Origin of the sequence: Corynebacterium sp. LK2590 (assembly GCF_040946105.1) — a bacterium.
In the GTDB taxonomy this organism is placed as follows: domain Bacteria; phylum Actinomycetota; class Actinomycetes; order Mycobacteriales; family Mycobacteriaceae; genus Corynebacterium.
This window is the reverse complement of record NZ_JAYWMH010000010.1, coordinates 1-21,436: the sequence shown is the minus strand read 5'-3', so window position 1 is coordinate 21,436 and position 21,436 is coordinate 1. Positions and strand designations below refer to the sequence as shown.

The 21,436-nt window shown below is 56.3% G+C and carries 22 protein-coding genes and 1 pseudogene; 9 read left to right on the top strand and 14 right to left on the bottom strand.

Features of this window, described 5'->3' with window-relative positions:
• Positions 1-145: 145 nt before the first annotated feature.
• The 10 genes and pseudogenes from VVR85_RS11020 to VVR85_RS10975 form a co-directional block, all read right to left on the bottom strand.
• A pseudogene (locus tag VVR85_RS11020) lies at positions 146-340 on the bottom strand (integrase core domain-containing protein); the annotation flags it as partial.
• Between the two features lie 12 nt (positions 341-352).
• Positions 353-571 (bottom strand): transposase family protein, encoded by a 219-nt coding sequence (locus VVR85_RS11015; RefSeq protein ID WP_368520919.1) that lies wholly within the window; start codon positions 569-571, stop codon positions 353-355.
• A 60-nt stretch (positions 572-631) separates the two neighbouring features.
• Positions 632-1,027 carry an IS3 family transposase gene (locus tag VVR85_RS11010; RefSeq protein ID WP_368520917.1) on the bottom strand — a complete coding sequence of 132 codons (396 nt, stop codon included), beginning with the start codon at positions 1,025-1,027 and terminating at the stop codon, positions 632-634.
• Positions 997-1,281: a transposase gene (locus tag VVR85_RS11005; protein ID WP_368520916.1), complete on the bottom strand. Its 285-nt coding sequence runs from the start codon at positions 1,279-1,281 to the stop codon at positions 997-999. The genes VVR85_RS11010 and VVR85_RS11005 overlap by 31 nt, the downstream gene beginning before the upstream one ends.
• 147 nt (positions 1,282-1,428) lie before the next feature.
• Positions 1,429-1,671, bottom strand: a complete 243-nt coding sequence (locus VVR85_RS11000) for a Clp protease N-terminal domain-containing protein (protein ID WP_368520915.1) — start codon at positions 1,669-1,671, stop codon at positions 1,429-1,431.
• A gap of 457 nt (positions 1,672-2,128) precedes the next feature.
• Positions 2,129-2,224: a helix-turn-helix domain-containing protein gene (locus VVR85_RS10995; protein WP_368520918.1), complete on the bottom strand. Its 96-nt coding sequence runs from the start codon at positions 2,222-2,224 to the stop codon at positions 2,129-2,131.
• A gap of 884 nt (positions 2,225-3,108) precedes the next feature.
• Positions 3,109-3,834: an exonuclease domain-containing protein gene (locus VVR85_RS10990; RefSeq protein WP_368520914.1), complete on the bottom strand. Its 726-nt coding sequence runs from the start codon at positions 3,832-3,834 to the stop codon at positions 3,109-3,111.
• Positions 3,835-4,386: 552 nt separating this feature from the next.
• The gene (locus VVR85_RS10985; RefSeq protein ID WP_368520913.1) at positions 4,387-5,346 is read right to left on the bottom strand and encodes a replication protein RepA; all 960 of its coding nucleotides are present in this window, start codon (positions 5,344-5,346) and stop codon (positions 4,387-4,389) included.
• Between the two features lie 374 nt (positions 5,347-5,720).
• Positions 5,721-5,984, bottom strand: a complete 264-nt coding sequence (locus VVR85_RS10980; protein WP_368520912.1) for a ribbon-helix-helix domain-containing protein — start codon at positions 5,982-5,984, stop codon at positions 5,721-5,723.
• A 453-nt stretch (positions 5,985-6,437) separates the two neighbouring features.
• On the bottom strand, positions 6,438-6,812 hold the full coding sequence (locus VVR85_RS10975; protein WP_368520911.1) for a 3-deoxy-D-manno-octulosonate 8-phosphate phosphatase: 375 nt from the start codon (positions 6,810-6,812) through the stop codon (positions 6,438-6,440).
• Positions 6,813-7,040: 228 nt separating this feature from the next.
• On the opposite strand from VVR85_RS10975, the gene mobF reads away from it, so the two are divergent.
• A complete protein-coding gene (mobF, locus tag VVR85_RS10970; RefSeq protein WP_368520910.1) occupies positions 7,041-11,516 on the top strand; it encodes a MobF family relaxase in 4,476 nt (1,491 codons plus the stop codon).
• Positions 11,517-11,600: 84 nt separating this feature from the next.
• On the opposite strand, the gene VVR85_RS10965 is transcribed toward mobF, so the two are convergent.
• Together VVR85_RS10965 and VVR85_RS10960 are read right to left on the bottom strand one after the other, a co-directional pair.
• Positions 11,601-11,837: a peptide transporter gene (locus VVR85_RS10965; protein ID WP_239275127.1), complete on the bottom strand. Its 237-nt coding sequence runs from the start codon at positions 11,835-11,837 to the stop codon at positions 11,601-11,603.
• 10 nt (positions 11,838-11,847) lie between these two features.
• Positions 11,848-12,444: a ParA family protein gene (locus VVR85_RS10960; RefSeq protein ID WP_368520909.1), complete on the bottom strand. Its 597-nt coding sequence runs from the start codon at positions 12,442-12,444 to the stop codon at positions 11,848-11,850.
• Between the two features lie 48 nt (positions 12,445-12,492).
• On the opposite strand from VVR85_RS10960, the gene VVR85_RS10955 reads away from it, so the two are divergent.
• The 4 genes from VVR85_RS10955 to VVR85_RS10940 all read left to right on the top strand — a co-directional run bounded on the left by VVR85_RS10955 (position 12,493) and on the right by VVR85_RS10940 (position 15,238).
• Positions 12,493-12,738 carry a hypothetical protein gene (locus tag VVR85_RS10955; RefSeq protein WP_368520908.1) on the top strand — a complete coding sequence of 82 codons (246 nt, stop codon included), beginning with the start codon at positions 12,493-12,495 and terminating at the stop codon, positions 12,736-12,738.
• An 898-nt stretch (positions 12,739-13,636) separates the two neighbouring features.
• The gene (locus VVR85_RS10950) at positions 13,637-14,101 is read left to right on the top strand and encodes a hypothetical protein (RefSeq protein WP_368520907.1); all 465 of its coding nucleotides are present in this window, start codon (positions 13,637-13,639) and stop codon (positions 14,099-14,101) included.
• 295 nt (positions 14,102-14,396) lie between these two features.
• A complete protein-coding gene (locus VVR85_RS10945; RefSeq protein ID WP_368520906.1) occupies positions 14,397-14,726 on the top strand; it encodes a PadR family transcriptional regulator in 330 nt (109 codons plus the stop codon).
• On the top strand, positions 14,723-15,238 hold the full coding sequence (locus VVR85_RS10940; RefSeq protein ID WP_368520905.1) for a DUF2812 domain-containing protein: 516 nt from the start codon (positions 14,723-14,725) through the stop codon (positions 15,236-15,238). Before VVR85_RS10945 ends, VVR85_RS10940 begins: the two co-directional genes overlap by 4 nt.
• A 106-nt stretch (positions 15,239-15,344) precedes the next feature.
• Here VVR85_RS10940 and VVR85_RS10935 read toward each other — a convergent pair whose 3' ends face one another.
• Together VVR85_RS10935 and VVR85_RS10930 are read right to left on the bottom strand one after the other, a co-directional pair.
• Positions 15,345-15,578 (bottom strand): peptide transporter, encoded by a 234-nt coding sequence (locus VVR85_RS10935; RefSeq protein ID WP_368520904.1) that lies wholly within the window; start codon positions 15,576-15,578, stop codon positions 15,345-15,347.
• 160 nt (positions 15,579-15,738) lie between these two features.
• Positions 15,739-16,206 (bottom strand): ParA family protein, encoded by a 468-nt coding sequence (locus VVR85_RS10930; RefSeq protein ID WP_368520903.1) that lies wholly within the window; start codon positions 16,204-16,206, stop codon positions 15,739-15,741.
• Positions 16,207-16,558: 352 nt separating this feature from the next.
• On the opposite strand from VVR85_RS10930, the gene VVR85_RS10925 reads away from it, so the two are divergent.
• The 4 genes from VVR85_RS10925 to VVR85_RS10910 all read left to right on the top strand — a co-directional run.
• Positions 16,559-16,795, top strand: a complete 237-nt coding sequence (locus tag VVR85_RS10925; protein ID WP_011013307.1) for a ribbon-helix-helix domain-containing protein — start codon at positions 16,559-16,561, stop codon at positions 16,793-16,795.
• Complete coding sequence (locus VVR85_RS10920) at positions 16,779-17,042, top strand: type II toxin-antitoxin system RelE/ParE family toxin (protein ID WP_368520902.1); 264 nt, start codon at positions 16,779-16,781, stop codon at positions 17,040-17,042. The genes VVR85_RS10925 and VVR85_RS10920 overlap by 17 nt, the downstream gene beginning before the upstream one ends.
• 784 nt (positions 17,043-17,826) lie before the next feature.
• On the top strand, positions 17,827-18,420 hold the full coding sequence (locus VVR85_RS10915) for a recombinase family protein (RefSeq protein WP_368520901.1): 594 nt from the start codon (positions 17,827-17,829) through the stop codon (positions 18,418-18,420).
• Between the two features lie 268 nt (positions 18,421-18,688).
• The coding region (locus VVR85_RS10910) for a DNA methyltransferase (RefSeq protein WP_368520900.1) at positions 18,689-21,436 on the top strand (2,748 nt) is incomplete at its 3' end.

Genomic DNA, 21,436 nt, shown 5'->3' with positions numbered 1-21,436 from the left:
AAGCATTCCCCTTAGTTACAAACCCTGGCTGTAGTTTTACTGCTTCTGCAAAAGGGTAAGTGCGCTTTTCGCTTGTTTGAATTACTGGAGTTTGAACTCTACGACGTCTACTTCTGGGGTGGCCTAAGAATTCGGTCCAGTTGGTTTAAGCGTTGACCGTGTTTTCATGTTTCCATTGTTCCGCATACTTCCGCGGGTTGAGGTGGCCCAGCGAGGAATGCGGGTGGAAGTTATTGTACCGCTGCGACCACTGGGCCATGAGCATCCGTGCGTGTTCGAGATTCTCGTTGCTGTTGTCTTCTAAGAGTTGGTCACGCATTCGGTTGTGGAAAGACTCGACATACCCGTTATGCTAGGGCTGGCCTGGCGGGATAAACGCCTGAATCGTTTCATCCTCCCCAGCCCATTCGTTGAGCGCATGAGCGATGAACTCAGGGTCGTTATCCATCCGGATCACCCGCGGGCGCCCGCCTTGGTCACAACAAGCGAGGTCGAGCAGCTCGATCACCGAGTTCGCGTCGATCTTCTTGTCGACCGTGAAGGCGACGTGCTCGCGAGTGTATTCATCGATGATGGTGCAGATGTTGATCGTCTTGCCGTGCCATGTTGAATCGAACTGGAAATCCAGCGCTCACACGTCGTTCGGGTACTGGGCGGCAGGAACATCGCGCTGGCCGTGATCATCGACGCGTTTGCGCTTCTTCCTGGGTAGGACGCGCAGGCCTTCTTCACGCCAAATCCTCCGGAAGGTTTCCCGGCATATCCCATACCCCTCGGTGAGGGCGGTCCTCCAGGCGCGCCGGTGTCCCCACCGGCGGTGATCACGCGCGAACTCGTGCATCCACGCTTTTAGGTCCGCGTGCTTATCCGGCTTGCCCTGACGGATCCTAGCGCGCCGATAAGCACTACGAGAAAGTCCAACGATCTGGCAGGCACGCCTGTGGCAGTAGCCCAGCCCATCGAGATGCCAGACGGCATCATGACGACGAGCTGGGCTTAGAAGTTTCCCTCCGATAATTCTTTCCATGCCGCCTTTTCCAGCTCTGCCTGCCCAAGGAGACGTTTGAGGCGCGTGTTTTCCTCGCGCAATCGCTGGAGCTCTTTAGCTTCGCTCTTGGTCATCGCCCCATAGGTTGCCTGCCACCTGTTCAGCGTGGCTTCGCTGATCCCCAGCGTGGTGAGGATTTGAGCCGTGGTCGATCCGGATTCTCTGAGTTCTCGAGCCTTATCCAGCTTGCGAACAATCTGCTCGGGAGTGTGTTTACTGAACTTCTTCACCATTCATACATTCTCCCCACCCACAGGCAGGGCATCAATGGACAACACTCAAGTCACCCGGACCTAAAAACCTAAGACACTCCAAACAGAAAAGACACGCTAACCAAACAAAATATTGACTGGTTAACGTGTCTTTTTAATGGAAGATAATTAAGTGAGAAAGCTTGCACGATTGGTGGAGGTTTTGTACCCTTCCGTGTTTAAGTAAGCAGATAGCTTTTTATATAAGGATTCTGCTCCAAATTCTCCATCAATTATTTGGTAAGGGATTGAATCTTTATCCTGCAACAAAGCTAGTTGTATATGCTCGGCACCTGTTGTTTCAGTCCCTGATTCTTGAGCTATTACTTGAGCTTTTTTCAGAATCTGTTCAGCTCGTGGAGTCAGCTTCATTTTTCTCCTAGACTATTTTATGCGAGGACAGTTTCACTCCATTCCCAGTATGGTTCCTTGAAAATTGGATTGATATGCCTGCATATCCATAGTCTCCGACCGCCCTCTATGTCTTCGGTTTCAACCATTTCACCATCGTTGGCTGGGCCGCATTGTTTTTTCGGCACTCCGTCTGGATGAGCATCTACTTTTGTCCATCCATAGGGCATAACGTTAATAGGGGCCGAGGAAGAAGTTAGGGATGGAGCCGGAGCCGCAGTTGCAGTACCTGAGGGCGTAAATGCGAGTGCAGCCGCAACCATTGAGCTTATAAAGAGACCACGTGTCTTCATAGATATTACCTACCTGTGATTGGTATATGGTTCCTTCCCGGAGCATAAAACATTGAGATAACAAGGTCTAGTGAGTTGATGGAAACGTAACAGGAAATAGACTTTGTGTTCACTTTCAGCTCGTTCTATCCAAGCGTTTCCTTGACATAGCGGTGAACAGTGCCCACCGAGCAGCCAATTTCTGTTGCAATAGCGCGCATAGACAAGCCCTTGGCTCGCAGCTCCTGGACGCGCCCCTGAAGCGTCCGGGGTTTAGTTTCGGAGGGCTATTTGCCCTGTGGAAAACCAGGGGCGGGAGTAGTACCCCGGCTGGTTTACAACGTCCGGAGGGCGTGCGTGTGGGCGTGTTACGGTGATGGTGGTCTGCAAACCACGCCAGCTACTGGTGGGGTGAGCAGCTTCCTCGTCGGTGCGCGGTAGGGTCCGCGCGTGTTCGTGGGCTGTTCTGCGCGCCTAGTCGGCGAGTGGACAACCCTACGACGTTAGGGAGGTGACCAATGGGTCGACACTCATTGGAAACGCCCGGTCGCAAAAGAAAAGACCTTGATGCCACTGAGTCTAACCGTCTCGATGTGGCTACCAAGGTCATAATACTTGCGACCGCAACAGTGAAGCTCGTGACCGCGATGCTTCACATGGGCCTTTAGGTCCGATAGTCCCAGCCGAGTACCAGTCGGTTGGGGCTATTTTTATGTGCAGCGTGGTTGTCTCAACCATGCTGATACTGCTGAGTGTAGCAAGAAAGCACGTTTCGTCAACCGAAGCGCCGAATCTAATCGGTGTTTTCACGGCGAGAAGGAACCATACGCACTCGTTGAACAGCTGTGCTTGCCGTACTTAATCGGGGGAAGTTGGTGCGCCTGGGCGCTATCCGCGTGTTGGTGTTGGCCAAGTGGCGGGTTAGTGCGGGGCGTTTAGCTCGTGGGGCGGGGGATTAGCTGTAGTGGGTCGTGGGCGTGGGTGGTGTGGAAGCAGGTTTGACATGTCCAGATGCGGTGTCCCATGCCACTGTCGGCGCTCCAGCCCGCAAGGAAACTGCCGGGGGTGTTCCACTGGTGGCCATTCGGGCAAGCCTGGGGGCGTTGTTCGACCCATTCGGTGGCCATTAGCGGGTTACTCGCTGGGCCTGGGCAAGGCCTAGGTTAGTGACTGGGCGTGCGTCGAAGGGGTGAGTTTGGTGCAGGATTTGGTGGGCTACCTCGCGGGCGCGGTGTGTGTAGAGGGCTTTGAGCATGGCGCCGGTGGCTGCTGCGTCGTCTACTGCCGCGTGCGCGCGCGGGTTATCAACCCCAAGGCGCTGGAGGAGAGAGGACAGCTTATACGGCCCGGTGGGTAGTTCCTGCTTGGCTAAGGCGATGGAATCAACAAACGGCAGATAGATGGAGTCGTTGGAGTCGAAGCGGTTGATCTCGCCGAGAAGCATTTTTGCGTCGAGCGGGGCGTTGTGGGCAATGAGCACCATGTTGTCGATGAAGGAAGCAAAGTCGGTGATGATGTCTTCGAATTGTGGTGCGTGAGCGACCAGGTCGTTCGTAATCCCGTGGATGCTGGAGTTGGTGATGTTCTTCCCGCCTGGGTTGATCAGGGTGTGCCACGCACCGACTTCGGTGAAGGTGTCATCGAGTAGAACTGCGGCTAGCTCGATGATGCGATCTGTGCCCTTTTTAAAGCCGGTGGTTTCAGTGTCGATGACAGCGAAGACAGGCCGGCCCGGGGGGGTGAGTTGCCGCTTTGCGGCGCTGTAGCGCTGTGTGGCGTATTCGGCGATGTCGTAGGCAGCGTGGTACTTAGCGCGCGCTGAGCGCACGGTCTCGTGCAGGAAATGGCTCATAGCGGTTAAGGGTACGTGCCGGTGTGGACATGGAGGTTGTGTCAGGGATTTTGGGTGGTGTTTTAGTCTTGGTGGCAGCGGTGAACCTTTAGTGGTGGCCGTGAGCCATGGGGGGTTTGGTGGCAACCAAATCGCTTGCGATTTGGGCGGCAGCCCAACGAGCCGAAGGCGAGGCGGGAGCCTAAACCGTAACCCGTATTGAACGGTTTTGTTGGTTGATCCCCTGTGGGGATATAGATCTACAGGGATATAGTTATAAGCCACCTGGGAAAATAGGTAAACCCGCAGGTAAACCCCTGTGGATAAGTGGCTCTGTATTGGTAAATATGCGCAGCCGTATTGGTAAATATGCGCAGCCGTATTGGTAAATATGCGCAGCCGTATTGGTAAATATGCGCAGCGCAAAACATCGTATTGGTAAATATGCGCAGCCCGACCTGCAGTTTTTTGGCGTATTGGTAAATATGCGCAGCCGTATTGGTAAATATGCGCACGCTGTTTTGGGGTAAAAAGAAAGCGCCCCAGGAGGGGCGCTAGTCGTTCGTGTTCGTTTTAGTCGAGTTCGGGGCGCGGTGGTTTCTGCTGAACTGATGGGGCAGTCCTCGTGACCGTCACACCGTCTGTGTTGGCTTCGATTCCTGCTTCTGGCCACGCTGTCGTGAGTTCAAGAATGGCTTTCTTTATTTCATTGCGGAAGTTAACCCAGTCTTGGCCTGTTTGCAGGATCTTGGTTGCGAAGTTGGCGGCGATCATGTCCCAAGTGAAGGTGTAGGCTTCGCGGTTGTTTTTCGCCAGCCAGTATTGCTTTACGGTGAGCCAAATGTAGAGGTCCATTGCGCGGGGCTTGCTCAGCTCGCGCAGGACGTTGAGGTCGATGGGGATGGGAGCTTCGGCAATGTGGCGGAAGAACTGTGGGGTGAGTACTAGTTCTGATTCCATGAAGCTTCCCTGGTTGGGGTCGCGAGAGTCGAACCAGAGGTTCCAGTCTTCGAGGATCTGAGTGTTGCGGCCCCGTGCGTGAATTCCGTCGTCGCTTTGGACAGTGATGAAAGAACCTGCGATGCGTAGGAGTTGCTCGCGGATATTTTTCAGGTTTCCGGTTGCGCCGCCTGTGCCGCGTCCGGTGATGCCGATTGCTTGGAGGAAGTGGCTCATGGAGTGGCCTAGTGGGATGCGGCAGGCTTCGTCGTGGGTGATTTTGCCTTCTTTGAGTCGACCGGCATTAGCTACGGCGCGGGTGATGATGTAGGCCATGATGAGGCGTGGGTACTTGCCGTAGGGGACTCCTCGTTGGGAGAGGATGGTGATTGTTCCCTGTGGTGTTTCGACGGTGCGGTTGTTTCCCTCGGTTTTGCGGTAGGGGAAGAGTGCTTGGACAAACAGTTTGGAGGTGTAGCCGATGTCTTGGGCTTGGAGGAGTTCTTGTGCGGCGTCGTGTTCTTGCCTGCGGGCTAGTTCTTTGGCTGCTTCGAGCTTGGCGCGCCAATCGTCTGACGTGTGTGGGGGCTGCATGGTGCCTTGTCTCCTTTCGGATTATCGACACCGCCCGTGTTGTGCTTTGCCCGCTGTCCGTGTGGAAGTGGTAAAGTCTTAACCGACACGGACGGTGTCGCTTGTTTTTGGACCCCCGCTAGAGTTGGCGCTCGATGATGCGGGGGTTTCCTCATGTTTTGAGGAATGTGCGCGCCCTGGACTTGAACCGAGGGTGTGTGCCACTCGCGCCGCGTACCCGGCAAGTGCCGGGTACGGCTTTTGTTTTCTCCGCCTATTAAATCACATCAGTGTGACTTACTGGGAGATTTAGTAATGGTGGCGGCTCTTGCCAAGAAGCCTTATCGGCTGTTTGCTTTGATGAAGCTTGCTCGGAACCTAAGGCATTAGTGGAGTCACTCTTGTTCTTCGGACTCGTCTTTTAGCCCGTTGAGCATTATTTGGTTAAACAAGTTGTTGATTGTCTTCTCTTCGAAGTCTGCAGCCACTTGATTCCAATGGAATTCTTCTAGTTTGGGAAGCATGGCTGTAATAGCCATTTTCAAGTAGAAACCTCGACTACGTTCTGTCCTATCGCAGAGAGCGTCGAGTCGTTCAATGATTTCATCTGGCATCCGTACAGACACCACACGTCCGGAAGGGTGGGGTGCTTGTTTCATATGAAGTATCCTCTCCTTGGCAGCAATGGTAAACATTGTTTACCATACGCAAGGCTGGAGGAGTCTTCTCAAACTCTTTAACAGCATCATGAGCGGCGGTGCCACAGAGAGGAAGGACGCCTCCGTGGACGCACTGCCATTTATCGGCTACCAATCATGTCCCCAGCTGCACTCATCGCCATGCCGGTCTGGATGCTCATTGCCCAGATGCGAAGCGCAGGATTGGGGACAGGAATCATCAGAGCACTAGGCAGAGTAATCGCCTGGTCTTCCTCACCTTCCTCGGCGTGATGGTTGGCTCCATGGCTGACCACTACGAGCACGCTACGGACGAGACCAACGACTTGCCATACTCCAACACGTATGCCGCTGCGCCCGCCAACCCCGACGAGTACTACGACCCGAGCGAACAACATTAGTCGCAGTTACCAACGCCGAAGACTGTCTTTCTCTCTACTGGCCACCCTTCTCATGGTTACCATCGCCGCCAGCGCCCTTAGTGGTGCTGGCGGCTTCGTCATCGTCCTGGCGCTCACTGTCGCCAGTATGCGACTCGTCTTCTCTAGGTGAATCGTTCACACTAGGAGAAGACTCCTTAGCAGTCTTGAGCATTGCGTTGAAATCTCGCTGGCTCATACCGACGAGCTCGCGCACAAGCTCTTTGGACTCGCCTAGGTCGATAATGACTTGCGAGGCTTCGCCAATCTTTTCATCGAGTTTCTCGCGCTGGTCGATAAGGCTGAGCAACGAGTTGGTGCTCTTTTTCCGGTAGCGCAGCTTTCGCTTTCCTTCTTCGAGATGCTGGCGCAGTTCCTGACGCTTCTTCAAACTTCTACTTGCGGTAACCATAAACCCACAATGCCAGCGAACACACCGCCCCGCTCCTGACACAAACACGACGCGGGAAGTTCGGCGTAATCGGAAGCAATCAGTGGACTACCCCTGCAGGCTTTCGACAGCGCTATAGGCCTGCCACGACGCGCGCAAGCGCGCTTTCAGACACACACTATATGCACTCTTAGTGTTAATCGGGTTTTGGCTGCTAGACTAGGGCGCATGATGACCCTGCGCGTAGTCAACAGCGGAACAGGTTATGAGTACCTGTTGCGCTCTGTGGCTACCAATGATGGGCCAACAGATGCGCCAAGTTTGTCGAAGTATTACGACGCGAAAGGAACCCCACCAGGGCGGTGGTTAGGTTCTGGTCTGGCCGGTTTGAACACCGAAACGGTCGCCCAAGGTGGGGAAATCACCGAGTCGCAAATGGCCGCGCTATACGGCGAGGGCCTGCACCCAGATGCGGATATGAAGATGTCCGAAGGGCAGAAAATCAAGGACGTCCAGCTGGGGCGTCCGTTTGCTAACTTCACGAATGATGTTCCGGTTTTGGTAGCACTTCGTGACGCGGAACGTCGCCATAGGCAGACTGCTGGCACGCTGATGAACAAGCAAGAGCGCGCCGAATTAGTCCAGGATATTGGCCGAGAATTCTTCATTGAAGAGCACGGAGTCGAGCCGCAATCGGGCCGGGAAATCGTCAACTGGGTCAACGGATTAAAGGACAATGTGCGGCAATCTGTGTCGGGTTTCGACCTGACTTTCTCGCCTGCTAAGTCCGTGTCGGTGGCGTGGGCGTTGTCCGATGAGAAGACCGCGCGGCGCATTGAGGCGCTCCACCACCAGGCCGTAAAGGAAGCTATTGCATGGGCAGAAGACAACGCATTGTTTACCCGAATTGGCAAGCAAGGTCGTGAACAAGTCAAGACAAAAGGCTTCGTCGCGTCCGAATTTAAGCACTACGATACGCGCGCAGGAGACCCTGATCTGCACTCGCACGTGCTGGTATCTAACAAGGTTCAAACCGAAGATGGACGCTGGTTGTCTATCGATGGGTACACGTTGATGAAGGATCATCAGTCGATTTCGCACCGCTATGACTCCATCTTGAACACCCTGCTTTCTAACCAAATGGGCTACACATTCACCGCCTGTGACCACGGGGCAAATAAGGAACCCACGTGGGAGATAGACGGTATTTCCGAGTCGCTGATGGAGTCTTTTTCCAAGCGTCGACGCGGCGCACAGCCGGTCTATAAGCGACTCGTGGAAGAGTTTGTTGCCGAGCGTGGAGCTACGCCGAACTCAGTTGAGGTGGGTCGTTTGTGGCAGCAAGCCATCTTGGAAACCCGTGACGCAAAACGTGAACCAGAAAGCCTTTCCGAGCTTCGCGCAGGCTGGAGAAAAGAAGTTGCCGCCCGCGAAAACGGGGCAGAAGAACTCGCTGCCATTACCCAACTTGTAGCAGAAGACACCCGTGATAAGCGCCCAGCCTTTCACGCAGAGGAACACCTTCCGGGTCTTATTGACGAGGTTTTAGACACAGTTACCAGGCGTCGCTCTTACTTTCGCGCCTCGCATGTAACTACTGCAGCGGGCGGAAAACTCCAGGGCTATCGCTTCGCCTCACTTGCCGAGCGCGACCTTATCCACGCCACTGTGGTGGAAGCAATTGTGCGCGATAAGGCCATTTCCTTGAATGACTTTGACGTCCTGGAACTGCCCGAGGCACTCAAAAACACGGCAGGTAAAGCCCGCGATGGCCGCGCTGATAGCGAGCTTTATACCACCCAGGACATTCTCGATACCGAAGACAAAGCACTGGCCGCACTCAACGAGCCGGTGGCCGCATTTGCACCCTCTCACGCGATTGATAAGGCACTGGATGAGCACGAAGCTGAGGCTGGTTTCCGTCTTAACGCCGGGCAGGAATCCATGGCGCGTTACCTACTTACCTGCGGCACATTGGCCGCTACCGGCGTCGGCCCTGCAGGCACCGGCAAGACCGCATCTATGCGTCTGGTTGTCAACGTGTGGGCCAATGAGGGCCGCAACGTGATTGGTCTGGCCCCGTCTGCGCAGGCGGCAGAGGTGTTGTCTAAAGACTTAGGCTTTGACGCTTGTACCATCGACAAGCTCACCTACACCTGGCGCGGAAACCACCCAACAAAGCCCGGCCATAGCCTTAAAGACCTTCCGGTTTCTATTAACGCAGGCGATATGATCATCGTCGATGAGGCCGGCATGGCCTCGACCCCTAACATCGGATCACTGCTAGAAATTGCCGAAGAAGCAGGCGCAGTCGTGCGCTTTATCGGTGACCATAAACAGCTCGGCGCGGTCGAAAACGGCGGACTTTTCGGCGCTATGGTCAACGCCTCTGGTCGCACTGATAATCAACTATCCGAAGTCGTGCGCTTTGGCGGAGACCGTGAACAATCCGCCACCAGCTTGCGACTGCGTGAGGGTGATTCGTCTACGTTCGACTTCTACTCACAGCGTGGTTGGGTCAATGGTGGCGCACGCAGCGACATGCTGGATAAGGCCGCAGCAGACTACCTGGCGGATATTTCTAGCGGTAAAACCAGCCTTCTTATTGCTGCCACCAACCGCGATGTGGCAGCACTCAACGAGACAATCCGCGCCCACTACATCGCCCACGGCATTGTGGACACCACCATGGAAGCCCAGCTTTCTAGAGGCGAAAAAGCAGGTGTCGGCGATACGATCCTGGCGCGCAAAAACCAGACTTTCTACGACGGCGAGACCGCAACGAGTGCCCGTATTAACAACGGCACGCTGCTTACCGTCACCGGGATTTCTGAGAACGGCAGTATCACCGCACGCAACCAAACCACCGGCGAGGAACTGTGCCTGCCAGCAGACTACGTCAACGACAATGTGCAGCTAGGTTATGCTGCTACCGTCCACCGCGCCCAGGGCAGCACCGTGGACTGCACCCGCGCGGTAATCGACCACCACGTCGATAGGGCCGGGCTGTATGTCGCACTGACACGCGGCAAAATCGCCAACCACATCTATGCCGTTACCGAGCACCAGCTAGATGAACTTGCCGAGGAAGGCCACTACCACTACCAAGGCATAGACCACGCCCCGAGTGCTAGGGACGTCTTTAATAAGGCAATCTCGCGCGATACCACTCCGAAGGCTGCACGCGAGGTCATCGCCGAGGTCGTAGACGAGCAAACCTCACCCGATCGCATGATGGGCCTGTGGCTTATGGGCAAAGACGAAGCCACCAACGACTTCATCGACGCCTACCTGCCGGACTGGATCGACACCCTACCCGGCGACCTTGCCCTAAAAATTGAAGCCAGCGACGACGGTGTAGAACCCATCCGCCACGGCTGGGCACGGCTTATTGACGCAGGCATTGACCCGCGCACCGTCATGGACGCTGCTACCCGTGATATTGACAACGCCCACGATCCAGCACGGCTTATCCGCTACCGCCTGGATGAACAGCTCCGCCTGCGCGATACCGGCAGGCGTAACCAGCTGCCGCCTGTATCTGGTCAGACAGATATAGAACTCGATACCTGGCTGCGCACCCACAACCCCTACGACCACGCCGAGACCACCCGCCTTACCGGTAAAGAAGGAAACCTCAACCGGCTTAACCAGTCTGTGCTGGCAGAGCACGCACGCTTTGCCTACTCGAAGGTTGAGTCGCTGACCTGGCAAGAGGCAAGCATTGCCACTCGCCTCCACGAGGACAAGAATGCCGCTGTCAATGAGGTACAGGCTAACTACCAGAAGGTGCGTCTTGATGCTGCGCGCATTCGCGCCTATGAGCAGGCCATGGCAGACCACAGTGCAGCCCTTCGCGACGAAGAAACAGCCCGCGCAGACATTGAGCACCACCGCCTACTGGCAGAGGACTACACCCGCCCGGTAGCCGAGCGGGCCTACGACCACGACGCCGACGGATACGATACGTACCAACACCGCATAGACCAGGCGCACACGCGTCTTGAACAGGCGCAACAGCGCCGCAGCTTAGCTCATCAGGCCATTGAGAATACTGGTGCTAACTTGCCGGAGGCAGGTCTGTGGGACGAAATCTGCTACCGCGCCGACGACACCGAAGAATGGAACAAGCGCCTCCACGCTGCCGCGCAACACGACAATGACCACACGCAGAGGCTTCAACAGCGCCTCGATACTATCCGCCGCGAGAAAATGGACTTCGCCGACCGCGCCGACATCGCCACACGCTTGCGCGCAGAGGAAATCCCCCATGATGTTTCCGATCATGCAGGCTACATCGCCGATGAAGTCAACCTACTTGCCGCACAACGCACCTACGAACTACGCCGCCTGGACGTAGACGAGCCAGCACAAGAGACAATCCGCTACATGGTCGCAGAAACCATTGCTGCTGCCTACGAACCAGACAATGACGAGGCTCACCACGACGAACAAGACACCACCGTCCAGAACGCCATAGAGGAAGAGCAGCCAGCACCCGAGACCACAGCAGAAGACGAAAGTACCGACAACACCCAAGACGAAGGCGCCGGCGAACTGCACGAGGGCGCGCAAGCTGGTCTCGACTTCCTCGCCAGCCTAGGCCTCGGCGGCGAACAGCAAAGCATTACCAACGACAGCGACCACACTGACGAACAAGCACCCGCCGACGAGCTTGAAGAAGAACAAGGTCCAGAGCTTTAGAAAACAGCGAGGTCAATGCGCTAGTGTCCACATGCGTATATACCTATATACGCATACACGTATATAGGTATATACACCAGGTAATCAGCTTCTTTCCTCGAGCCATCGTGTTGCCCACTCTTCAAAAAGTTGGGAGATGCTCTTCTCTTCTTCCACTGCAGCGAGTTTGAGCTCTTTAATCAATTGTCGATCGCGGACGTATAACTGAAGACGTGTCGCTTTATCATTAGCTTGAGCGAACATCTTTGTTGAAGGCGAGCTCTCCGGCCTATTCCCAGACGATTCTTCCCGCGCCTTATTCTTAGCCTTTGGAATTGCCATTGTTTACCCCTTAATCCTCAAATGCTGCGACTACTTCTCGAGCCAAAGAATCCCACACCCTTGTACTGCTGGGCTTTGTTCCGAAAGCACGACGTGTAGCCGCCCTAGTTGGGATGACTGTTTCAGCAAGCGCTGCAGTCTCATCACCCTCCAGCTCGGCATGGACTTCATCTAGAAGTTTTTCCCTCCTGTCGACATTCGACAGAACAACTGCTGTTGGTATCCCCATTTCTATTAGCCAAGAAAGCGTTACCTGAGTTCGATCAATATCCATCGGGGACACACCAGTGGGAAGAAGGACTAAATCGGCAGCCTCGGCGCTTTCGGTTATGAAAGCTAAACCACCTGGAGGGGTATCGACTATAAGAAAGTCCGGATTGTTCCCCCTTCTGACAATTCCAGAGAAATCACTTGAGCTGCGGACAGATTCGATAGGAAATGGAAAATCCTTCACTTTGGTTGCCCATCGGGTGGCAGATTGCTGGGGGTCGCCGTCTGCGACTGCGACCGTATAGCCCATCTTCCGAATTGCCTCTGCGAGCATTACTGAAAGCGTGGTCTTTCCCGTACCACCCTTCGACTGAATTACGGAAATTACTCGAGTCATACAAAAAGAATAGATTCAGGAAGGATTTACCTGGGTAGTGACATGCGTATGTGTGTATATACATGCTATGCCGAGGAAAACAGGCTGTACGCCGGTAACCCCACGGCCATGCTCAACGATGCGATGGCCGGGTGGAAGGCCGATACGTTGGCTGGGCTGGATAGCCTGCTGATCGCCGGGGATAAAGACACCGTGGACGCGCTGAACCGTGCGGCCCAGCGCGTGCTTGTTGATTTCGGCCGGATCGACCCGACGGGGCCGGAGTGTGGACTGAGCACGACCAACAACCCCTAGACGGGCTTTGTTGGTGATGTGGTCATCACCCGCCGCAATGACTACTCGTTGACCACCCAGGACGGGTCACCGGTGCGCAACGGTCAACGCTGGAGGATTGAACAGATCGGCGCAGGTGAGGTCACGCTGCGCAGCTGTGACGACGACCAGCAGGGCGTGGTCGTGCCACGGGAGTATCTCGCCAACCATGGCCAGCTGGGGTATGCCACCACCGGGCATTCCAGCCATGGGGTCACGGTCGATTCATCCCGAGTGGTTATGAATGTCGGCCAGGCCGATCGGGCAGCGGTGTATGTGCCCATGATCCGAGGTCGGGACAATAACTCGCTGTATCTGGTGGAACGTGCCCCGGTGGCTCCGAGACCGGGCATGGACACAACCCCACCCCAGTCCAGCGCAGGAAATCGACCCAGTACGCGGCGGATCTTCTCACGGCAGCCTGCCAGTGTGACCGGTCGGATGCCGCCCCGCACCAGGTGTGGGAGACCGCCTGCCGGGAGTGGAGTTTGGAGCGGCTGTCGTCGAACCAGGGCACAAGGCCAGATCCGTTTGCTGGCCCCCGGATGGCCGAGGTGATGCCCCAGCGCCAAGACAAGCGCACCCAACGGTGGATGACTGACGACCGCAATGTTTGCACCACCCCGGTGGTACGGGCTGATGAGGACAGGCCATTGCAGATGGTGCCGGGCCACCTGCTGGCCTGGCTACACGACAACCCCGGCCAGGCCCAATCCGGTTACCAGCACGCACGTGACAACCAGGAGGCTATTTACCGGTACAACCAGGCGGTAGACCAGTGGACCCAGCTGGATCAGCAAGCCACGCAGACCGGTAAAGACCTCCAGGCCTGCCAGGCCCAGCGCCGAGGCCTGGGACAGGCCCGAAGAAGAAGGGACTGTTGGGCAAGCTGTTTGGCGGGAACTCCGCCGAGGACGACCAGCGGATGGCGCTGGGCGAACAGATCGCTTCCCTGCGACAGGCCAAGCAGGGCATCGAGGTACAGATGCGCGCGGTGGCCACTGAGCACGGGATCAAGACCCACGTGGCGGTGACTGGCAAGGACGGCCAGTCAGCAGATCGCCGGGTGGCGTTGTGGCAGCAGCTTAGCGACCCCGACGAGGTGGCCACCGAGACGGAAGACCGTAAGGCCGTGCAGGCTAACGGAGAGACCCCGGAGACCCTAGCGTTGCGCCGTCAGTGGCAGGAGATGGTCGATGCCGGGCTGTGGAACCACCCGAGCCGACCGATCACCGGGTTTGCTCACGCGCTGGTGCGGGATCACCTGATGGGCGGGCAGGACTTCTCTGATGCACTGTCTGCCCAGCTTGGCCAGCCACGTCGCCAGACAGGCCAGAACAACTAGCAGGAGTGGGGCACTAACGCCCGCGACGACGGGATGGAGCTGTAGGCAAGAAGTTGAGAGAAGCCCTGGCCAGGGCAGTCAGGATTTGCGGTGGAATGAGTGTGGTGAAGGGGAGCCACCTACCGAAACAGGCGCCTGGACTGCTGGGGGAATTTATCCATTCGGGCGCCGGGGCGCCGAGTCTCTCCGACATGCCTCCTGAGATAGGGACACCAAATTGCGAAGTTGATGGACAGCTCGTACTATTATCATGTGATGATATAACGCACCTAGATATAACTGGAGGTGACATAAGGTGGGGAAGAGACCGCCGTTTGATGACGGGAGTGTTCCTGATGTCGCGTTAGCCATTCTTCTCAGTCTTGGAGAACCGAGGCATGGGTATTCGATCATGCAGTACTTGCAGGAGAACACGGAAGGCGCGTTGACTCTTGGTCCAGCGTCGGCATACACGACGCTTAAGAAGCTCAACGAGGCGGGATTCATTGAGGAAGTTGAGTCGGATAGTCGTCGCCGCCTCTATCGCATTACTGAGGCGGGGGCAGTAGTGGCCGAAAGAAACGTCACCAAGCGCAGGCAGTTCACAGCCTGGGCGGAACAACTACTTCAGGAGGTTCAGCAATGACCGTTCGTCTTAGTAACGGCTTGGCTTTCAATCAGGACCGGGAAACAAAGCTTTTTCAGGACATGGCCCGTAGGGGCAAACACCTGGACGGAACTGCTTTGATGGGACATGGATGGTCGTTCCGTGATGGGCCAGCTGAGGATTGGGTCTATCAGATAGTTTATGAGACTGATCCCGACCCGGAGTTTTTCGACCTGTGCCGGGGCGCCGGGTGGTCGCATGTTCTCAGCGACGAAGCGTTCCATATTTTCCGTGCCGCACCGGGCGCAACGCCCCTGCGTACCGAAGGGATCGACCAGATCGCGGAAGTTAAGAATCAGCGCGACAGTTACATTCGATACAGCATCATCACGGCGCTTGTGCTTCTCGCTGTCTATGCGCTGCTCAAATTGGTCGACTGGAGTAGGGGCGTTGAAATCACGTGTGTCATTATCGCCCTCATACCGGTCGTCTACACGTGGATGCCTCTAGCGGGCTTCCAGTGGCGCCTACAGAAGATCCGGGAGCAATGACTTGAACCTCAGCTGTACTTTCACGAGACCAGAAAGGCCAGTAGAGCTAGCAGTAGTGGGGTGCCAACACCCGCGATGATGGGATGGAACTGTAGTCAACCGCGGGCTAGCGGTTGTTCCGGGTGTGCTTTCTATCCATCAGCCACTGGTGGCCCCACTGTTCGAACAGGGCGGACAGGCTGGTGTCGTCTTCTAGTGCTGCGATCTTGAGCTCTTTAAGTAGTTCGGGGTCTTTGACGTAGAGGTTCACTCGCGCGGTGGGGCTTTCCGCGTCCGCGAACATCTTTTGCGACGGGGTGGCTTGCCGGGGCGCTTGCTTGGCCACAGGCTTTTTGGGCATGTCTCCGATAGCCATCGTGTTTTCTCCGCTTCTTTACTCGAACGTTTGAGTTAGTTCGTCTGCCGGCACCTTCCACGGCTCGGTTAGTACCGGGACGGTTCCGAATGCTCGCCGGGTCGCCGCCCGAGTCGGGATCACGACATCCGCTAACGCGGCGGTCTCATTGCCGACCAGCTGGGCGTGCACCTCGTCGAGGACGACGCTCGCGCCGATCAACGTTGGTGAGCACCACTGCCGCCGGTGCATCAAGGCCGGAAAGGGCCTCCAGGGTGCTCTGCGTGCGATCAATCTCCATTGGGGATACACCCGTGGGAACCAGGATCATCGAAGCGACCGATGCGGCAGCACCAATGAACTGGCTAACCCCAGGCGGTGTGTCGATGATAATGAAGTCCGCAGAGGTCTCGCGGCGTAGCTGGTTGTTGAGATCGCGAACCGTTGCCGCCTTGATGACGGGGAACCCGAGGTTGCCGGCGTGCTGTGACCAGCGGACAGTGGACTGCTGGGGGTCCATGTCCAAGACGGCGACGTCATGCCCACTCTCGGTGAGGGCGGCGGCGAGGAACATCGCGGTGGTGGTCTTCCCCGTGCCTCCCTTGGACTGGATGGTGGAGACGATATGCGGCATAAGACCAGCTTAAAGCGGGGAATGATCAAAACCCGGGAGAGACACGTGCGTACATGCGCATAAGCGCATGTACGCACAGGTGGCGCGAGGTGGCGAGGTGTCCCTGCCGCCCCCACGGGCATGTGCGCTTATGCGGCTCTGCGCATAGCTCGACATTCTGGAAAGGGTTTCAGTCTCGTGTTGCACGCGCATGCGCGTATGCGCATATATGCCTATGCACATGTCCGCATACGGTGCGTTAGGCGAGGCTCAGGCCACGGCCGTGTAGGACACACCCCTAGGGCTTGTCGGCTGCTTGAGTGGCTGTGGTGAGCCCTTGATTCTTGCTCGCATAACCTGTAAACATGTTTACATGAGTGGTTCGGTGATTAGCTTGCGTATCGATGATGAGCAGAAGCGGCGTTTGGATGAGCTGTCGCGACGTACGGGGCGGCCGGGTTCGTTTTATCTCCGGGAAGCGTTGAGTGCACATCTGGCTGACCTGGAGTATGTGTATCGCTTGGAGGAGGAGGCTGCTCAGGTTCGTCGCGGGGAGTTGGGAACTGTGCCGTTGAGTCAGCTGGAGCGCGAGTGTGGCTTGGGAGATTAGTTTTTCTCCTCGGGCGGTGAAGTCGTTTAAGAAGCTCGATACAGCTGAACAGCGGAGGGTGAGTAAGTTTCTGCGGGAGGTTGGCGCCCTTGAGGACCCGAGGTTACGAGGTAAGGCATTAACAGCCAATAAGTCGGGTTTGTGGCGCTGGCGTGTGGGGGACTATCGGATCATTGCTGACATTGTGGACGCGCGTGTTGTCGTCGTTGTGGTTGACGTTGGGCACCGCTCGAAGGTCTACGACTAACCCCTCTGTCCGCGCCTCCGGTGGGTTCACCGTTTTCCATCACGCGACTGGGGTGGGGGTTGTAGATTGTGGCGTTGAGGGGGCTAACCCCCAAGGTCTTCTCGACTAGTGGTCGCCCGCGTTGAGCGCCCCGCCCCCCTGGTGGCAGCTCCGCCGGCGACCACACCCCTTTTATGTCCTTGCTTAGTGTCTGCTTCCTCCCTGGCGCACCCGCAACCAGGACTGGTTGGTGGTGTGTGGGTGTCTTTGTGGCAAGCGAATCTTTGATTCGCGCGGCAGCCCCCAACTGAGCCGATAGGCGAAGGCGGGAGTATGCCTACTGCATACGGTTAACCCGCCCGCGGTGGGCACTGTGGTGCCCCGCGGCCATATTGCCCTATTGAGTTACTGTTATATACGACCTGGGGTTTTACAGATCACTGCAGGTCAACCCCTGTGGATAACCGCAACCGTGTGGGCAAATCTGCGCAGCCTGACCAGGTGAAACGCGAAAATCTCGTGAGAGTGCCTTTTTAGGGCACACCCTATTGTTACACGTGCCTGCGGCAGAATGTTTGCTGTACAATAGGGTCGTTCCTAGCATTGTTTTACACGTGTCTAGTGGGGTCTAGGCCCTAGACTTACAGAAGGTGGTGAATGTGATGTTGTCGTCTGACGGTTTCCATGACGCTGATGGTCTCGACGGGGCACAGTTGTCTGACTTGGCGCGGGTGGTTGAGCCGTATCGTGATGCGGTCATCGCCCAGGAGAATGGTGCCTCTACACTCTCGCGGGGCGAAGACTAATGGGCAATGACTCCGGTTCGCATGGGCAGCGGGTGGGCTATATCCGTGTCTCCACGGTGGAGCAAAATAATCAGCGCCAGAAAGAACTACTCAACGCTTCCGGCAGGATTGACCGGTTCTTTGAGGATAAGATTTCCGGCCGCACCAAGACTGCGCGCCCTGGGCTTGTCGAGTGTATGGCGTATGTGCGCGACGGGGACGAACTCGTCGTGGCGTCGATTGATCGCCTCGCCCGCTCGCTAACCGATCTGCGCGGTATTGTTGATGAACTTACCGGCAAGGGTGTGACTGTTACTTTCCTGCATGAGAATCTCGCGTTTGCGAAAGACACCACGGATCCGCGCGCGGATTTAATGCTCGGTATTTTGGGTTCGTTTGCGGAGTTTGAGCGGGCCATTATCCGCGAGCGCCAGGCGGAGGGGATTGCGTTGGCGAAAAAGGCTGGCAAGTACAAAGGCCGCAAGCCTGCTCTTAGCCCGCAGCAAGTGGCGGAGATTAAGCGACGCACACTGGCGGGGGAGTCGAAAGCAGCCTTGGCGCGGGAATTCGGGGTCACCCGTCCTACGGTGTATCGGGCGTTGAAGAACGTCTAAGCGTCGGCGGCGTGAGGGTAAATCTGCGCACCCACAGTGCCTGCCGCATGGCAGGACATATGCCTAAGCATATGGCAAGGCATACGCTATAACATATGCTTTAGCATATGTTCACCAGGACGTAGTGTCACCTGCATGGTTTCATTCCCCGTAAGACATGCAGGAGGGTGCCGGGCGTTATGCACAGCTCTTTTTCTCCGGTGGGAAAGTGGCTTAACGTGCCCGCGCGGCCAGGCGGGCAGCGGGTGGGCTTATATGCTTGATGGTTATGGCCCCTACGACTGTTTTCGACCGCGCTACCATTCGCCACAACCTCACCGAGTTCAAACTCCGGTGGCTTGCCCACATTAAGCAATGGAAAGCAGAAAACCGGCCTGCGACCGAGTCGAGTCACGACCAACAGTTCTGGGGCGACCTGCTGGACTGCTTCGGGGTCAACGCCCGCGACCTGTATCTGTATCAGCGCAGCGCTAAACGCGCCTCGACGGGGCGTACCGGCAAGATCGACATGTTCATGCCCGGCAAAGTCATAGGTGAGGCCAAATCCCTCAGTGTCCCGCTCGATGATGCTTATGCCCAGGCCCTCGATTACCTGCTAGGCGGTACTATCGCGAACTCGCACATGCCAGCTTACGTCATCTGCTCCAACTTCGAGACCCTACGGGTAACCCGCCTGAACCGCACCTATGTCGGCGATAGCGCCGACTGGGACATTACGTTCCCCCTAGAGGAGATTGACGATCACGTCGAACAACTCGCTTTCCTCGCCGACTACGAAACCACCGCCTACCGGGAGGAAGAAAAGGCGTCCCTGGAAGCCTCCCGGTTAATGGTGGAGCTGTTCCGCGCCATGAACGGCGACGACGTCGACGAAGCCGTCGGTGATGAAGCGCCCACCACGCCGGAGGAAGAAGACGAGCGTGTCATGCGCACCTCTATCTACCTCACCCGTATCCTCTTCCTCCTCTTCGGCGACGACGCAGGCCTGTGGGATACCCCGCACCTATTTGCCGACTTTGTGCGCAATGAAACCACCCCGGAGTCTCTGGGCCCGCAGCTCAATGAGCTATTTAGCGTACTCAATACTCCCCCGGCGAAGCGTCCTAAGCGTTTGCCGTCAACGTTGGCGAAATTCCCGTACGTCAACGGTGCGTTGTTTGCCGAACCGTTGGCTTCGGAGTACTTCGACTACCAGATGCGCGAAGCCTTACTTGCTGCCTGCGACTTCGACTGGTCAACCATTGACGTCTCCGTCTTTGGCTCGTTGTTCCAGTTGGTGAAATCGAAGGAGGCCCGCCGCAGCGACGGCGAACACTACACTTCTAAAGCCAACATCATGAAGACCATCGGCCCGCTGTTTTTGGACGAGCTTCGGGCTGAGGCCGACAAACTGGTGTCTTCTCCCTCGACGTCGGTGGCCGCGTTGGAGCGCTTCCGCGACTCTTTGGCCGAGCTGGTGTTCTGTGACCCTGCCTGCGGTTCTGGAAACTTCTTGCTTCTGGCGTATCGGGAGTTGCGCCGGATTGAAACAGACATCATTGTCGCTATCCGCCAGCGTCGCGGCGAGACTGGTATGTCGCTCAATATTGAGTGGGAGCAGAAACTATCCATCGGGCAGTTCTACGGCTTCGAGCTGAATTGGTGGCCTGCCAAAATTGCTGAGACCGCCATGTTCTTAGTTGACCATCAGGCGAATAAGGAGCTTGCCAACGCTGTGGGCAGGCCACCGGAGCGGTTGCCGATTAAGATCACCGCCCACATTCACCACGGCAACGCCCTGCAGCTTGAGTGGGAAGACATACTGCCAGCTTCTGCCACCCAGATCTATATCTTCGGTAACCCGCCGTTTTTGGGGCATGCGACGAGAACTGCTGAACAAGCTCAAGAACTCCGAGATTTGTGGGGCACTAAGGATATTTCACGCTTGGACTACGTCACGGGCTGGCATGCGAAGTGCTTGGACTTCTTTAAGTCCCGAAAGGGTCGTTTTGCTTTCGTCACCACCAATTCAATTACTCAAGGTGATCAAGTTCCACGGCTTTTTGGGCCTATCTTCAACGCAGGGTGGCGCATACGTTTTGCACACCGCACGTTTGCGTGGGACTCTGAGGCTCCCGGTAAAGCTGCTGTCCACTGCGTCATTGTTGGCTTGGATAAGGAGAGTCAACCACGCCCACGTCTGTGGGATTATCCCGATGTAAAGGGCGAGCCAGTCCCAGTGGAAGTAGGCCAGTCCATTAATGCTTATCTAGTAGACGGCCCTGACGTGCTCGTGGAGAAATCGAAAGCGCCCATCTCGCCTGTAGTTACTCCCGCAGTCTTCGGGAATATGGCCCGAGATGGAAGAAACCTACTCGTTGAGGTCGACGAATATGACGAGGTTATAAGTGACCCAATAGCGGCGAAGTATGTTCGCCCTTTCCGGGGTAGTCGAGAGTTAATGAACGGCTTAGACCGGTGGTGTCTGTGGCTTGTAGACGTAGAACCGTCAGATATTGCCCAGAGTCCGGTGCTAAAAAAGCGGCTAGAAGCAGTCAAGGCTTTCCGAGCTGACAGCAAAGCGGCAAGTACACGAAAAATGGCTGAAACTCCGCACTTATTCGGCCAGCGATCCCAGCCGAGTACTGACTATCTCTGCCTACCGAAGGTAGTAAGCGAACGCCGTTCTTATTTCACCGTACAAAGGTATCCTTCAGATGTAATTGCTTCTGACCTAGTATTCCATGCTCAAGATCCAGAAGGTCTAATGTTTGCCCTAGCGTCGTCGTCGATGTTCATCACATGGCAGAAGACCATCGGAGGACGTCTTAAATCTGACTTACGGTTCGCAAATACTCTGACGTGGAATACTTTCCCTGTGCCAGAGTTGGACGAGAAAACGCGGCAGCGAATTATTAAAGCGGGCAAGAAGGTGCTCGATGCCCGCGCGCTGCACCCGGAGCGCTCGCTCGCGGAGCACTATAACCCGCTTGCTATGGCACCGGAACTCATCAAGGCGCATGACGCTCTCGACCGT

Bases quoted from the DNA above. Each gene is read 5' to 3' on its own strand.
- VVR85_RS10990 (WP_368520914.1), bottom strand. From the start codon at position 3,834: ATGAGCCATTTCCTGCACGAGACCGTGCGCTCAGCGCGCGCTAAGTAC.
- VVR85_RS10940 (WP_368520905.1), top strand. From the start codon at position 14,723: ATGACCGTTCGTCTTAGTAACGGCTTGGCTTTCAATCAGGACCGGGAA.
- VVR85_RS10935 (WP_368520904.1), bottom strand. From the start codon at position 15,578: ATGCCCAAAAAGCCTGTGGCCAAGCAAGCGCCCCGGCAAGCCACCCCG.
- VVR85_RS10965 (WP_239275127.1), bottom strand. From the start codon at position 11,837: ATGGCAATTCCAAAGGCTAAGAATAAGGCGCGGGAAGAATCGTCTGGG.
- VVR85_RS11000 (WP_368520915.1), bottom strand. From the start codon at position 1,671: ATGAAGCTGACTCCACGAGCTGAACAGATTCTGAAAAAAGCTCAAGTA.
- mobF (WP_368520910.1), top strand. From the start codon at position 7,041: ATGATGACCCTGCGCGTAGTCAACAGCGGAACAGGTTATGAGTACCTG.
- VVR85_RS10955 (WP_368520908.1), top strand. From the start codon at position 12,493: ATGTGTGTATATACATGCTATGCCGAGGAAAACAGGCTGTACGCCGGT.
- VVR85_RS10930 (WP_368520903.1), bottom strand. From the start codon at position 16,206: ATGCCGCATATCGTCTCCACCATCCAGTCCAAGGGAGGCACGGGGAAG.
- VVR85_RS10960 (WP_368520909.1), bottom strand. From the start codon at position 12,444: ATGACTCGAGTAATTTCCGTAATTCAGTCGAAGGGTGGTACGGGAAAG.
- VVR85_RS10925 (WP_011013307.1), top strand. From the start codon at position 16,559: ATGAGTGGTTCGGTGATTAGCTTGCGTATCGATGATGAGCAGAAGCGG.
- VVR85_RS10980 (WP_368520912.1), bottom strand. From the start codon at position 5,984: ATGAAACAAGCACCCCACCCTTCCGGACGTGTGGTGTCTGTACGGATG.
- VVR85_RS11010 (WP_368520917.1), bottom strand. From the start codon at position 1,027: ATGGAAAGAATTATCGGAGGGAAACTTCTAAGCCCAGCTCGTCGTCAT.
- VVR85_RS10985 (WP_368520913.1), bottom strand. From the start codon at position 5,346: ATGCAGCCCCCACACACGTCAGACGATTGGCGCGCCAAGCTCGAAGCA.
- VVR85_RS10915 (WP_368520901.1), top strand. From the start codon at position 17,827: ATGGGCAATGACTCCGGTTCGCATGGGCAGCGGGTGGGCTATATCCGT.
- VVR85_RS11005 (WP_368520916.1), bottom strand. From the start codon at position 1,281: ATGGTGAAGAAGTTCAGTAAACACACTCCCGAGCAGATTGTTCGCAAG.